Source organism: Moraxella sp. Pampa (assembly GCF_035181385.1).
Taxonomy (GTDB): Bacteria; Pseudomonadota; Gammaproteobacteria; order Pseudomonadales; family Moraxellaceae; genus Moraxella.
Genome location: NZ_JAXCJK010000006.1, coordinates 38184 through 52781, shown reverse-complemented (window position 1 = coordinate 52781; position 14598 = coordinate 38184). Strand labels below are relative to the sequence as shown.

At 42.9% G+C, this 14598-nt stretch carries 11 protein-coding genes and 1 tRNA gene; all 12 read left to right on the top strand.

Annotated features, from left to right (window positions below; genetic code table 11):
* The first annotated feature begins 2 nt into the window (after positions 1-2).
* A complete protein-coding gene (gene nuoJ, locus R0123_RS08365; RefSeq protein WP_416381714.1) occupies positions 3-587 on the top strand; it encodes an NADH-quinone oxidoreductase subunit J in 585 nt (194 codons plus the stop codon).
* Positions 588-613: 26 nt separating this feature from the next.
* Positions 614-925: an NADH-quinone oxidoreductase subunit NuoK gene (gene nuoK / locus R0123_RS08360; protein ID WP_416381713.1), complete on the top strand. Its 312-nt coding sequence runs from the start codon at positions 614-616 to the stop codon at positions 923-925.
* 7 nt (positions 926-932) lie between these two features.
* The gene (nuoL, locus tag R0123_RS08355; protein WP_323843734.1) at positions 933-2789 is read left to right on the top strand and encodes an NADH-quinone oxidoreductase subunit L; all 1857 of its coding nucleotides are present in this window, start codon (positions 933-935) and stop codon (positions 2787-2789) included.
* Between the two features lie 4 nt (positions 2790-2793).
* A complete protein-coding gene (gene nuoM, locus R0123_RS08350) occupies positions 2794-4422 on the top strand; it encodes an NADH-quinone oxidoreductase subunit M (protein WP_323843749.1) in 1629 nt (542 codons plus the stop codon).
* An 11-nt stretch (positions 4423-4433) separates the two neighbouring features.
* On the top strand, positions 4434-5909 hold the full coding sequence (locus R0123_RS08345) for an NADH-quinone oxidoreductase subunit N (RefSeq protein WP_323843733.1): 1476 nt from the start codon (positions 4434-4436) through the stop codon (positions 5907-5909).
* Between the two features lie 96 nt (positions 5910-6005).
* Positions 6006-6818 (top strand): ferredoxin--NADP reductase, encoded by an 813-nt coding sequence (locus R0123_RS08340; RefSeq protein WP_323843732.1) that lies wholly within the window; start codon positions 6006-6008, stop codon positions 6816-6818.
* Between the two features lie 94 nt (positions 6819-6912).
* A complete protein-coding gene (locus R0123_RS08335; protein ID WP_323842330.1) occupies positions 6913-7527 on the top strand; it encodes a nicotinamidase in 615 nt (204 codons plus the stop codon).
* Positions 7528-7635: 108 nt separating this feature from the next.
* Positions 7636-7720: transfer RNA gene (locus R0123_RS08330), tRNA-Leu, on the top strand.
* Positions 7721-7811: 91 nt separating this feature from the next.
* The gene (locus R0123_RS08325) at positions 7812-8894 is read left to right on the top strand and encodes a DUF475 domain-containing protein (protein WP_323843731.1); all 1083 of its coding nucleotides are present in this window, start codon (positions 7812-7814) and stop codon (positions 8892-8894) included.
* A gap of 236 nt (positions 8895-9130) precedes the next feature.
* Positions 9131-10282: a glutamine-hydrolyzing carbamoyl-phosphate synthase small subunit gene (gene carA, locus R0123_RS08320; RefSeq protein WP_323843730.1), complete on the top strand. Its 1152-nt coding sequence runs from the start codon at positions 9131-9133 to the stop codon at positions 10280-10282.
* Positions 10283-10399: 117 nt separating this feature from the next.
* The gene (locus R0123_RS08315; protein WP_323843729.1) at positions 10400-10909 is read left to right on the top strand and encodes an isoprenylcysteine carboxyl methyltransferase family protein; all 510 of its coding nucleotides are present in this window, start codon (positions 10400-10402) and stop codon (positions 10907-10909) included.
* Positions 10910-11093: 184 nt separating this feature from the next.
* A complete protein-coding gene (gene carB, locus R0123_RS08310; protein WP_323843728.1) occupies positions 11094-14321 on the top strand; it encodes a carbamoyl-phosphate synthase large subunit in 3228 nt (1075 codons plus the stop codon).
* Positions 14322-14598 lie beyond the last annotated feature (277 nt).

The following is a 14598-nucleotide window of genomic DNA, read 5'->3' as shown; positions in this document are numbered from 1 at the left end:
ATATACTAAATTTGTTGGCAAATGCCGATGTGGTGGGCTTTTATGCCTTATCTTTGGTGGCAATCATCGCAAGCCTTAGGGTGGTAACGCACGCCAATCCTGTGCACGCCATTTTGTCGTTGATTGTGTCATTGCTTGCGGTGGCAGGGATTTTCTTTATTTTGGGTGCGCCTTTTGCAGGGATTTTGGAGATGATTGTCTATGCAGGGGCGATTTTGGTGCTGTTTGTATTTGTGATTATGATGCTCAATTTGGGCAATGACACCACCCAAGAAAAAGCGTGGTTGTCAGCACAAGCGTGGGCAACACCGACAGCGTTGGCACTGATTATTGGGGCGGTTTTGGGTGCAACCATCATCGGCACACCCCAAGACGCTGTGTATTTGCAAGGAGGTGTCATTCCTCCCAAAGCCGTTGGACAGGTCTTGTTTGGCAAATATGCGTTGATTGTTGAGATGGCGGCATTTTTGCTATTGGGGGCATTGGTGGCGGCGTATCATTTGGGCAAAAAAGCCTTGGATGACGAAAACGAAAGCCATTTTCAAGACCGTATTGATGAGTGTGTTGACAAGGGAGTAAATCCATGAGCGGAGTTTTAACATCGATACAGCCAATGTCATTGGGTGTCCCTGCTGAACACGCACTTATTGTATCGGCAATTTTATTCGTCATTGGTTTGGCAGGTGTGATGGCTCGTAGAAATGTACTGTTCATATTGATGAGCCTTGAGGTTATGATGAATGCGGCTGCTTTTGCTTTTGTTGTTGCTGGCAATATGCATGGCAGTCCTGATGGACAAATTATGTTTATTTTTGTGCTGACTGTGGCAGCGGCAGAGGCGGCGATTGGACTTGCGATTGTTTTACAATTTTATCATCGTTTCAAAAGTCTTGATGTCAATCATGCCAGTAAGTTGAAGGGGTGAAATCATCATGAATATGCTGGCACTGACTTTTATTTTTCCTTTGATTGGTTTTTTGGTTTTGGCCGTATGCCGAGATAAAATGCCTGAAAGATTTGCCACCATCATCGGTGTGGGCGTACTATTTTTATCCGCCTTAACGACAGCGATTGCTGGCATGGATTATTTGGCAAATCATCAAGATAAGCCTTTTTTTATTAAGCTGTGGACTTGGTTATCGGTGGGTGATTTTGCCCCTAATTTTGGTCTGGCATTGGACGGATTGTCTTTGACCATGACAGCAATTATTACAGGCGTGGGGTTTTTGATTCACCTATTTGCCAGCTGGTATATGAAAGGTGATGCAGGTTTTGTTAGATTTTTTAGCTATCTAAACTTATTTGTCGCCAGTATGTTGTTGCTCGTACAGGCGGATAACTTATTACTATTATACCTTGGTTGGGAGGGTGTGGGCATTTGCTCGTACCTTTTGATTGGTTTTTATTATCAAAATCGTGCCAATGGCCGTGCAGCAATTAAGGCATTTACGGTAACTCGTGTTGGTGATGTATTTTTGGCGATTGGGCTTTTTTTATTGTATCAACAGTTTGGTACGCTTGACATTCACGCCATCACGACAAAAGCTCCAGAAGTCTTTGGTGTTAATAACCCCATGATGATTTTAACCACGCTCATGCTGACATTTGGTGCGTTTGGTAAATCAGCACAAATTCCCTTGCATACTTGGCTTGCTGATGCGATGGCAGGCCCCACCCCTGTCTCGGCACTCATTCACGCTGCCACCATGGTAACCGCTGGCGTGTATTTAATCGCTCGCATGAATCCACTCTTTGTTTTGACGCCTGACACACTGTCATATGTTGTGGGTGGGATTGGTGCCTTATCAATGTTGGTGGCAAGTTTTTGTGCCATGGCACAAACCGACATCAAACGCATTTTGGCGTATTCTACCATGAGTCAGCTTGGCTATATGTTTATTGCCCTAGGTGTGGGTGCGTGGCAAGTGGCGATTTTTCACTTGATGACACACGCATTTTTTAAGGCGTTGTTATTCTTGGCAAGTGGGGCGGTCATTGTTTCGGTACACCACGAACAAAACATCTTTAAGATGGGTGGTTTGTACAAAAAAATCCCTTTGGTATTTGCAAGCTTTGTGGTCGGTGGCGGTGCTTTGGTGGCACTACCTTTTGTTACAGTGGGCTTTTATTCCAAAGAAGCCATTTTGTGGGAAGCTTATGCCACAGGGCATCAATGGCTGTTTTGGGCAGGGGCGGTTGGTGCATTTTTGACTGCTATTTATACATTTCGTTTGATTTATTTGGTGTTTTTTGGAGAACAAAAAACGCACGGTGAAAAGCTCTTTGGTATTAGTTATGCCCTGCCTTTGGTCACATTGCTCATATTGTCTACAGGTCTGGGCGCATTCATTCAACCACCACTTGATCATGTTTTGCCAGCAAGTGTGGGTAGCACACTGCATGAAGGCAAGCACACAGCAGAAATCATCGCCATAGGGCTAACAGCATTGGGTCTGATGGTTGCTTATTTTTTATTTGTAATCAATAAGGGTAAAATTTTAAACACATGGACCAAATCAACCTTTGGCGGTGCTTGCACTTATTGGTGTTATCACGGTTTGGGCTTTGATGCTTTGTATGACATTGTGTTTGTTAAGCCATTTTTGGCAATTTGCAACTTTTTTAAAACCGATCCTGTGGATAAATGTTGGAATCTATTGCCTGCATTAGCAAGTGTGAGTAACCGTTTAATCACCAAAACACAAACAGGAAAGCTTGGCTCGCACGCTGTGAGTTTTGGCTTGGGTTTGGTCGTGGTGCTAATCTTGGCAATGATGATGGTGGTGTAATATGATAGAACAGAATTGGCTTTTGCCGACATTGATTGCCATTCCTTTTTTGGCAGGTTTTTTATGTTGGTTGATTGAAAAAGTAAATGATAAATTGCCACGCTGGATAGCATTGTTTGCCATGCTTGCCACATTAGGTGTCAGTCTCATGTTATGGCAACAGGGAGATTTTAGCCATCTGCTTGCCACCGATGGCACGACAGATGCACACGCATTGCCTTGGGCGGCGCAGTTTGTCTTGCCTTGGATTCCATCACTTGGCATTTCATTTCATCTTGTTTTAGATGGACTTGCCCTGATGATGGTGGTCTTAACCGCATTTTTAGGCGTGATGGCGGTGGGCTGTTCGTGGGGTGAAATCACACGCCGTGTGGGTTTTTTTCATCTAAACCTTTTGTGGTCATTAGGTGGTGTGATAGGTGTATTTTTGGCAATTGACTTATTCTTATTTTTCTTCTTTTGGGAGCTCATGTTATTGCCAATTTACTTTTTGATTGCACTATGGGGACATAACGCCATTGGTGGAAAAACTAAAGAATATGCTGCGACCAAATTCTTTATCTATACTCAGGCATCTGGCCTTATCATGTTAATTGGCATTTTGACGCTCGTGATCATTCATTTTAGCCAAACTCAGTATCTTAGTTTTGACTACCATGACTTACTTGGTATAGATTTGGGTGTGTGGGAATATGCCATCATGTTGTGCTTTTTTATCGGTTTTGCGGTGAAATTGCCTGTTTTTCCGTTGCATGGCTGGCTGCCCGATGCTCATGCCCAAGCACCCACGGCAGGTTCGGTGGATTTGGCAGGGATTTTGATTAAAACAGCGGCTTTTGGCTTGCTCCGATTTGTATTACCGCTGTTTCCTAATGCCTCACAAGAATTTGCACCAATTGCCATCACACTTGGGCTCATCGGTGTGTTTTATGGGGCGTTTTTGGCATTTGCCCAAACTGATATGAAGCGACTGCTTGCCTACACTTCCGTTTCGCACATGGGTTTTGTGCTATTGGCAATTTATACAGGCAACTTGATGTCTTTACAAGGATTAATGGTGCAGATGATTGCCCATGGGCTATCATCTGCGGCACTGTTTATCATGGCAGGGCAGATTTATGAAAGACTGCACACCCGTGATTTGACACTCATGGGTGGTATGTGGGGGCAGTTTCGCTACCTTGCACCGTTTTTGATGTTCTTTTGTGCTGCTCTTTTAGGGATACCTGGGACTGGCAACTTTATTGGCGAGATTTTGATTTTGCTAGGTTCTTTTGAGCACTATCCTGTGATTGTTGTGTTGGCAACCCTCAGTCTTGTTTTTGGTGGATTGTATTCGTTGGTATTGATTTATCGAGTGTTGTTTGGCGAGGGCGGTGCACCTGCCATCGCACAAACCCAAGCTAGGCAATTAAAAGATTTGGATAAGCGAGAGATCAGTTTACTTGTTATTTTAGCGACAGGCTTGATTTGGTTGGGCTTATATCCACAGCCTGTGATGAACGCATCGCAAAGCTCAATGACTTGGATTGCTAAGGCATATGCGGTCAAACCTCCTGCTCGGCCATCGCACGCATTGCATGACACCGCTGGTCATACTCATGAGCAAAATACAGACATGCATGGTAAATAAGGGGTGTTTTTATGAATTATTTTACTGAATCCTTATTGCCATTGATGCCGATGGTGATTGTGGCATTGACAGCACTTGTATTGATGTTTGCTATTGCCATTAAGCGTTCGCACTTTTGGTCAGCCACACTCAGTGTACTGGGCTTAAACGCTGCATTAATCATGTTAATTTTGCAAGCATTAGGCTTTTTTACCATCGATGCACCAAGCCATTTATTCACCATTGATGGTTTTGCGGTGTTTAATATTGCCGTGATTTTAATTGCATCTTTGGCGTGTTGTACATTGTCTTATGGTTACTTTCAAACTTTAAAAGACAATAAAGAAGAGCTGTATTTGCTCATGCTTGTCAGTACGCTTGGTGCAATGCTGATGGCATCTGCCACGCATTTGGTTTCATTTTTTATGGCATTGGAGTTATTATCTGTGCCAATGTATGGCATACTTGCTTATACATTTTTGCGTGCTCGTTCGCTAGAATCTGGCTTAAAATATCTAATATTATCAGCGACCGCATCGGCGACACTGTTGATGGGTATGGCGTTTATTTTTGCTGATGTGGGCGTGCTCGGCTTTAAAGAGATTGGTGAGGCGTTGTATCAGGGTCGTATTGGGTCATGGTTCATTTTTGGTGCGGTAATGATGCTGGTAGCGATTGCCTTTAAATTATCCGCTGCACCATTTCATTCTTGGGTATCAGATGTTTATGAGGGTGCACCTGCCCCTGTGGCGGCATTCTTAGCGAGTGTGAGCAAGGTGGCAATGATGGCTCTTGCCATTCGATTTTTGATTGTAAGTGCCATTCCATTATTGACCGCTTTTAATGCAGTGCTGATTTTCATCATCGTAGCCTCAATCCTTTTAGGTAACTTACTTGCCATTCGCCAAAACAACCTAAAACGCCTGCTTGCCTATTCTTCCATTGCACATATTGGCTATGCATTGGTGGCCTTGCTGAGCGTGGGTGCTGGTAGTACAGGCGTAATTAGCATGTATATGGCAATATATGCTTTAACAAGCATCGGTGCATTTGGTGTGATTACGCTGATGTCAAGCCCTTATAAAGAGCGTGGGCGTACCTCCATTTCAGGTGAGGCAGATGAGCTAAGATTTTATCAAGGTTTATTTTGGCGTCGCCCTGTGCTGACAGCAGTGCTAACCATCATGCTGTTATCGTTGGCAGGCATTCCTCTGACAGCAGGGTTCATGACCAAAGTCATGATTATTTTCTCATCGGTGCAAGGCATGAGATTTTGGGCAGCATTATTGATTATTATGGGCAGTGCGATCGGTCTGTCTTATTATTTGCGTGTACTGATTGGCCTATATCAACGACCTAAGGCACATCTTGAATTTGATGTGCATCATGAATGGGGCATTAAAGCAGGTGGTGTCATGCTACTGATTGCAACAGCGTTTATTGTTGTTTTTGGGATTTTGCCAAATGGATTGATGAATTTAGCAGCACTTGCCAGCATCATGCCATGACGGTTTTTTATCAATACAAAACAAGTGTCAGATTGGCACTTGTTTTTTTTGGTGGGCTTGTTAAAATGGGCAAAATTTATCGTGAGAATTATTTTTATGTCCGACCAAAACGCCATTCCTATCACTGTTTTATCCAAAACTTCCATCACGCCCACACTATTTAGCTTCACCACAACACGACCTGATGGTTTTCGTTTTGAAGCAGGGCAATTTGTGCGTTTGGGTATTGCACCTGAGCAGTTGCTCGCCAATGCTGGCAAGCCCAAAGCATCAATCAGCCAAAAGATTTTTCGTGCCTATTCGGTGGTTTCGTCGCCTTATGATGAGTATTTGGAATTTTTTTCAGTAGTTGTGCCTGATGGGGCTTTTACCTCTCAGCTTCAATACTTACAAGTTGGCGATACGCTATATCTAAACCCTGAACCTTTCGGATTTTTGACGCTTGCTCGCTATCAGGAACCCATGCCGTCTGATTTGTGGCTACTTGCCACAGGAACGGGGATTGCACCGTTTTTATCAATGCTCGGTGATTTAAATACTTGGCAAAACTATCAAAATATCGTACTTGTTTATAGCGTCAGCAAACAAGCAGAGCTTGCTTATGTTGATAAAATCCATGAGCTGACCGAGCAGTTTGGTAAATTGGTAGATGAGCCTGCCAAGTTGCATTTTGTTGCTATTGTTACTCGTGAGAATATGGCGGATTGCTTTAATGCTCGCATTCCTATTTTAATAGAAAATGGCAAATTAGAAGAGCGTCTTGATTTATTTTTTAATCCCGCCACCTCGCATATCATGCTTTGCGGCAATCCGCAGATGGTGCATGATACTAAAGAAGCACTAAAAAACAAAGGCTTGTCCATGAATAGAAGGGGTGTCGGCAATATTGCAGTGGAAAATTATTGGTAGTTTGATGATTGGTCTTTGTGATTTTAGTGTATCGTGTTGGAATTTTGTTTTGCTTTAATCAATATTTTAGTGGAATATAGAATGGGGAAAATCCATGAAGGCTTTGCTTGTTGTTGATGTACAAAATGGTTTTATTGATGGTAATTTGGCGGTGGAAAATGCCAAAAATATCATTCCTACCGTAAATGCCCTGATTGAGCAGTTTGATACTGTCATTTTGACCCAAGACCATCACCCTGCCGACCATATTTCTTTTTATCAAAATCATGTTGGTAAAGCTCCTTTGGATACCATCGAATTGTCTTATGGCACTCAAGTTTTATGGAATGAGCACTGTGTACAGGGTACTTTAGATGCAGATTTTCACACTGATTTGAAGACCGATAAAGCACATTTGATCATCAGAAAGGGTCATCGCCGCCATATTGATAGCTATTCAGCTTTTATGGAGGCAGACAGATCGACCAAAACAGGACTGACAGGCTACCTGAAAGAGTGCGGTATTGATAGCGTTTATATCGTAGGTATTGCTACTGATTTTTGTGTGGCATGGACAGCAATTGATGCGGTGGATTTTGGGTTTGAATGTGTTGTGATTACAGATGCGACCGCACCAATTGATATTAATGGTTCTTTGGATAAGGCAATGGCAGACATGACAATGGCGGGCGTGAAATTCATGCAGTCAAAAGATATTTTAAATCAGTAATTTGTCGTGTTTTTTTATATTTTTTTAAAAAATGCTTGCCGAATTTTTAAAACTGTGTATAATACACAGCGTTGAGACAATATCTTAAGATGGTATGTTATACAACTTGGGGTCGTGGCGAAATTGGTAGACGCACCAGATTTAGGTTCTGGCGCCGCGAGGTGTGAGAGTTCGAGTCTCTCCGACCCCACCATATTTCAAAACCAATAATCGTATGATTATTGGTTTATTTGTATGTCAAAAAGTTTTTTTGACATGATTTTTTTTTGGTGTGAAGGGCTAACATGAGACATTTTTTATTTGATATCATTTTTACAGTGGTGTGCTTTTTCATTGCTGCTTGGTGGGGTTATTCTCATGGGGGTATTTCAGGTGTATTACTTGCAATCGGCGTAACTGCCATTTTGGCAGTCATGGAAGTGTCGTTGTCTTTTGATAACTCGGTGGTGAATGCCTCAATATTAAAAGGCTGGAATGATTTTTGGAAAAAGATTTTCTTGACGGTTGGTATGCTTGTGGCGGTCTTTGGCATGCGTCTTGTATTCCCCATTGTGATTGTTGCGATTACAGCTAATTTGGGCATGCTTGAAGTTGTTGATTTGGCACTTAACAATCCAACGCAATACTCGCAACATCTAAACGCTCATCATGCTGAAATTTCTGCCTTTGGCGGTATGTTTTTGCTGCTTGTATTTTTAAATTTTTTATTTGGTGACAAGGATATTCATTGGTTTACTTGGCTTGAATCTCGCTTGGTGCGTTTTAGTAAGGTGGATGCGATGAGTGTATTCATTGCACTGGTGGTATTGATGATATCAATGAGCTGGGTTGATGAAGCTAAAGAGTCTGCGGTGCTACTTGCTGGCGTTTGGGGTGTGCTGGTTTATTTGGGTGTAAGCGTATTATCTGCACTCTTAGAAGGTGAAGCTGATGCTGATGAGGTGGTTTGTGATGCCAAAGGCAACCCCATTACCAATACCACAGGTGTATCTCCCACCATCTTAAAAGGCGGTATGGCAGGCTTTTTGTATCTAGAAGTGCTAGATGCCTCGTTTAGTTTTGATGGTGTGATTGGGGCATTTGCCATTACCAATGATGTTGTGATCATCATGCTTGGTCTTGCCATTGGTGCGATGTTTGTGCGTTCAATGACAATTTATTTGGTGGAAAAAGGCACGCTTAGCGAGTTTGTGTATCTAGAACATGGTGCACACTATGCCATTGGTGCACTTGCCATCATCATGTTGTTATCAACCAAATTTCATGTGCCTGAGATTATTACAGGTTTGATCGGTGTGGCCTTTATTGCTTTGTCCTTGTATAATTCAATACAATATAACAAAAAAATGCTGATTGAAAGAATCTAAATTGACAACTCTTAAGACAAAAAAAGATGACCAAGTGTTTAAAAATTTAAAAAAAAGCACTGGTCATTTTTTGTAAAGTTATGTATAATGGATAAAATCTATATCAAGCGAGTAAAAATGAAATTGATAATGGTAAAGTCTGGTTGTTATCATACACCACGCCTTACTATTTTTCAAAATTTCATTTTTATTCGCTTTTTTATGGCAAAAATTTAATAAAAATATAGGATAAGGCGATGACAAAAGCAATCTTAGCACTGACTGACGGCACGGTTTTTCACGGCAAATCCATTGGGGCAAGTGGCACAACCACAGGCGAAGTGGTCTTTAACACGGCGATGACAGGCTATCAAGAAATATTGACCGACCCAAGCTATGCCGAACAAATCGTAACGCTTACTTATCCGCACATCGGCAACACAGGCTGTAATAGTGAAGATACCGAGTCTGGACGCATTCATAAAGTGTGGGCGAGTGGTTTGATTATCCGTGATTTGCCATTATTGTACAGTAATTTTCGTGGCAAGATGTCATTAAGTGATTATTTAAAGCAGCATAATATTGTCGCTATTTCTGACATTGACACCCGTAAACTTACCCGCATTTTACGGCAAAAAGGCGCACAAAATGGAGCGATTGTCGCAGGGGATAACATTACTGATGAACAAGCGATTGAACTTGCAAGAAGTTTTAAAGGGTTAAATGGTTTGGATTTAGCCAAAGAAAGCTGTGACCCAAATGGGTTTGAATGGACACAAGGTTCTTGGGATTTAAAATTAAGCAATAGTGGCGAAGGCTTTAAAAAACCAGAATTAAAATACAATGTCGTGGCGTATGATTATGGCGTTAAGACCAATATTTTAAGAATGCTTGCCGATAGGGGTTGTAAGCTCACGGTCGTGCCAGCGACAACGCCAGCCAGCGAAGTTTTGGCATTAAACCCAGACGGTATTTTCTTATCCAATGGTCCAGGTGACCCGTCTGCGTGCGGTTATGCCATTGATAGCATTCGCACCATTTGCGATACCACCAAAATTCCTGTGTTTGGTATTTGCTTGGGGCATCAACTGTTGGCACTGGCAAGTGGGGCTAGCACGGTGAAAATGCCACACGGACATCACGGTGCCAACCACCCTGTGCAAAATCTTGATGACGGCACGGTGATGATAACTTCACAAAACCACGGCTTTGCGGTGGATGAAACAACCCTGCCTGCTACTTTGCGTGCCACACACCGCTCCTTATTTGACGGCTCAAATCAGGGCATTGAACGCACCGACCGTGTGGCATTTAGTTTTCAAGGACACCCAGAAGCCAGCCCTGGCCCACACGATTGTGGGGTGCTGTTTGATCGGTTTGTGAGTGAGATTGAGAGGTTTAAATCTTGAATTGATGACTTGCCTTTGGGCTAGTTTTAGTATTGGTAAGTAAGTAAATTTTTGTCCAAAGATTGTGTTGCAAAATGATGATTGCGTAAATCGGATGACACTTAAAGAGAAAAAAGTATGACCGCTATTTTGATTTTATTTGGTATTTTTTTTGCGATTCGCCTTTATTTTTTGGGCATCTCAATTAAAAACGAAAAAAAACTGATTGCCAAAGGAGCAACACAAATTGGTGCAAAGCATTCAAAAATATTGGCTGGTGCACACATTGTTTACTACTTTGCCGCGGTTTTGAGTGCAATTTTATTGAATGTCAAATTTAATTTAATCTCAGCAATTGGTGCAATAATTGTTAGTGCTTCATTTGTTGTTTTGTGGTTTATTGTTAAGCAACTTGGCGAAATTTGGACGGTTAAAGTTTATATATTACCCAATCACCAAATAAACCGTTCTTGGTTATTTACAACTTTTAAACACCCAAACTATTTTTTAAATATTATTCCAGAACTCATCGGTATTGCTTTGCTTTGTCAAGCATGGTGGGTACTACTTCTTGGATTACCTATTTATGGCGTAATTCTCTTCATCCGCATACAGCAAGAAGAAGAGGCAATGAAACATTTGTTTTAAAATACCAAGTGTATGAAAAATATAGAGAATCGATTTAAGAATTATCTTTTGTAAAAATATTTAAAGACTATGATGGATAATATTTAAAACGATAAACTGATTGGGAATATCCGTTTATCAATTTATAGTTAATCAACTTACCATAAGCGACTTTGTCAAAAGTAACAAAAAAAGAGAGACCCCTATGCCAAAACGCACCGACATCAACTCCATTCTTATCATCGGCGCAGGCCCCATTGTCATCGGACAAGCCTGCGAATTTGACTATTCAGGCGCCCAAGCGTGCAAAGCCTTGCGTGAAGAGGGCTATCGTGTCATCTTGGTCAATTCCAACCCTGCCACGATTATGACCGACCCGTCAATGGCGGACGCCACTTATATTGAGCCGATTACTTGGCAGACGGTTGCCAAAATCATTGAAAAAGAACGCCCAGACGCTATTTTGCCGACAATGGGCGGACAAACTGCCCTAAACTGTGCGTTGGATTTGGACAAACACGGTATTTTGGATGAGTTTAATTGTGAATTGATTGGCGCAAGTAAAGACGCCATTCAAAAAGCCGAAGACCGCCATTTGTTTGACCAAGCGATGAAAAAAATTGGGCTAGAATGCCCCAAATCTGCCATCGCCGAGACGATGGACGAAGCGGTTAGTATTCAAGAGCAATTTGGTTTTCCTGTTATCATTCGTCCGTCTTTTACAATGGGCGGAAGTGGTGGCGGTATTGCCTACAACAAACAAGAATTTGTAGAAATTTGCACACGAGGTTTTGATTTATCGCCCACCCACCAACTTTTGATTGACGAGAGTTTAATCGGTTGGAAAGAGTATGAGATGGAGGTGGTGCGAGACAAAAACGACAACTGCATTATTGTTTGCTCCATTGAAAATTTTGACCCAATGGGCGTGCATACAGGCGACTCAATCACGGTTGCCCCTGCCCAAACTTTGACCGACAAAGAATATCAGCTCATGCGTAATGCGTCCATTGCTGTTTTGCGTGAGATTGGCGTAGAGACAGGTGGTTCAAATGTGCAATTTGGCATCAATCCTGACAATGGGCGAATGGTGGTCATTGAAATGAACCCACGAGTGAGCCGTTCATCTGCCTTGGCAAGTAAGGCAACAGGCTTTCCGATTGCCAAAATCGCTGCCAAATTGGCGGTCGGTTACACCCTTGACGAACTCAAAAACGACATCACAGGGGGCGTTACGCCTGCGTCTTTTGAGCCTGCTTTGGATTATGTGGTTACCAAAATCCCACGATTTAATTTTGAAAAATTTGCCGCCGCCGACAATACTTTGACCACACAAATGAAATCGGTGGGCGAGGTGATGGCGATTGGGCGTAATTTTAGCGAGAGCCTACAAAAAGCCTTGCGTGGGCTTGAAATTGGCGTATCAGGTTTTGATGAGATTGTGCCTGATAATTTACACAAAGACGAAGCGGTCAATTTAATCAAAAACAAACTGACCACGCCCACGCCAGAACGCATTTTTTATCTTGCCGAAGCGTTTAGAAATGGGTTCACGATTGATGAAGTGTTTGAGCTTTGCAACATTGACCGTTGGTTTTTAAGTTATATTGACGACATTGTCAAAACCGAAAACGCCATTAAATCATTGGGCGTGAGCGATTTGACTTATGACAATATTTTTGCTTTTAAAAGAAAAGGCTTGTCGGATATTCGCATTAGCCATTTGATGGGCATTAGCCAAAAACAATTGAGAAAAAAACGCTGGGAGCTGGGCGTATTCCCCATTTATAAGCGAGTGGACAGCTGTGCAGGCGAGTTTGAAAGTGCCACCGCTTATATGTATTCAAGCTATGATGACGAATGCGAGGCAAACCCGTCTGATAGCGATAAAATTATGGTCATCGGCGGCGGCCCTAACCGCATTGGGCAGGGCATTGAATTTGATTATTGCTGTGTGCACGCAAGTCTGGCAATGCGTGAGGACGGCTATCAAACCATTATGGTAAACTGCAATCCAGAGACCGTCTCTACCGATTATGACACCTCAGACCGCTTGTATTTTGAACCGATTACGCTAGAAGATGTGCTAGAAATTGTGCGTATTGAACAGCCCAAAGGCGTGATTGTGCAATATGGCGGACAAACGCCACTCAAATTGGCAAGGAGCTTAGAAGAAGCAGGCGTGCCGATTATTGGCACAAGCGTGGATGCCATTGACCGTGCCGAAGACCGTGAACGCTTTAAGGCGATGATTGATAAGCTGGGCTTAAAACAGCCCAATAACAGCATTGTCAAATCTTTTGATGAGGGCGTGCAAGAAGCCCAAAAGGTGGGCTATCCTTTGGTGGTGCGTCCGTCTTATGTGCTTGGCGGACGGGCAATGGAGATTGTCTATAATGAAGATGAGCTTAAAAAATACTTGCGTGATGCGGTGCAAGCGTCCAGCGATAGCCCTGTGCTACTAGACCGATTCTTGGACGATGCCATAGAGGTGGATGTGGACTGCGTGGCGGACGGTCGTGATGTGGTCATTGGTGGCATTATGCAACACATTGAGCAAGCAGGCGTGCATTCTGGCGACTCGGCGTGTTCTATTCCGCCCTATTCGCTAAGCCAAGACATTCAAGACCAAATGCGACAGCAGACCACGCTTATGGCAAAAGAGCTTGGCGTGGTCGGATTGATGAATGTGCAATTTGCCGTCAAGGGGCAAGACATTTATGTGCTTGAAGTCAATCCACGAGCGTCTCGCACCGTGCCATTTGTCTCCAAATGTATCGGCAAATCGCTTGCCAAAATCGCCGCACGCTGTATGGCAGGGCAAAGTTTGCGTGAGCAGGGCTTTACCACTGAAATCGTGCCAACCCATTTTAGCGTCAAAGAAGCGGTGTTCCCCTTTGCCAAATTTATTGGCGTGGACCCTGTTTTGGGGCCTGAAATGAAGTCCACAGGCGAGGTGATGGGCGTGGGCAAAACCTTTGGCGAGGCTTACTATAAAGCGGTGCTAGGCTCTGGCGATAGATTGACAGGCTTACCTGTCAATGGCGAGACCAAAACCGCCTTTATTTCGGTGCGTGATAGCGACAAAGCAGGCGTGGTAGAAGTTGCCAAACGGTTGGCAAGTTTTGGTTTTCAGCTTATTGCCACAGGTGGCACGCACACCGTACTCACCGACAATGGCGTGGCGTGTAGCCGTGTCAATAAAGTCAATGAGGGGCGACCGCACATTGTGGACGCCATCAAAAACGGTCAAGTGCATTTGATTGTCAATACCACCGAGGGCAAGCAAGCCCATATTGATTCGTTTTCTATCCGCCGTGAGGCGTTGCAACAAAAGGTATTCAATGCGTCTACTCTAAATGGTGCAAAAGCCGTATGCGATGCCTATGAGTTGGTATTGCCGTTTGAAGTGTATAAATTGCAGGGTTTGTAATCACAGGCTTTGTAGATGAGTAATCATCTTGGCCAGTGTGTTTATTTGGATTATGAATCTTTTGTGATGTTTTTTTTGAATGAGCTTATACCCCAAAGAGTCAATACTTTGGGGTTTTTGCTTTATGTTTTTGATGAATTTGTGTGGCTAGAAGACCCACTTTGACTTGTATTTAAAAATTTGATCACATGATTTGCCAATGATGATTTGGTTAAATCATCATTGAATAGGGTGGTTATGATGAGTTTAGGGTGAAGCTGTATTTTGGTCTGATGTT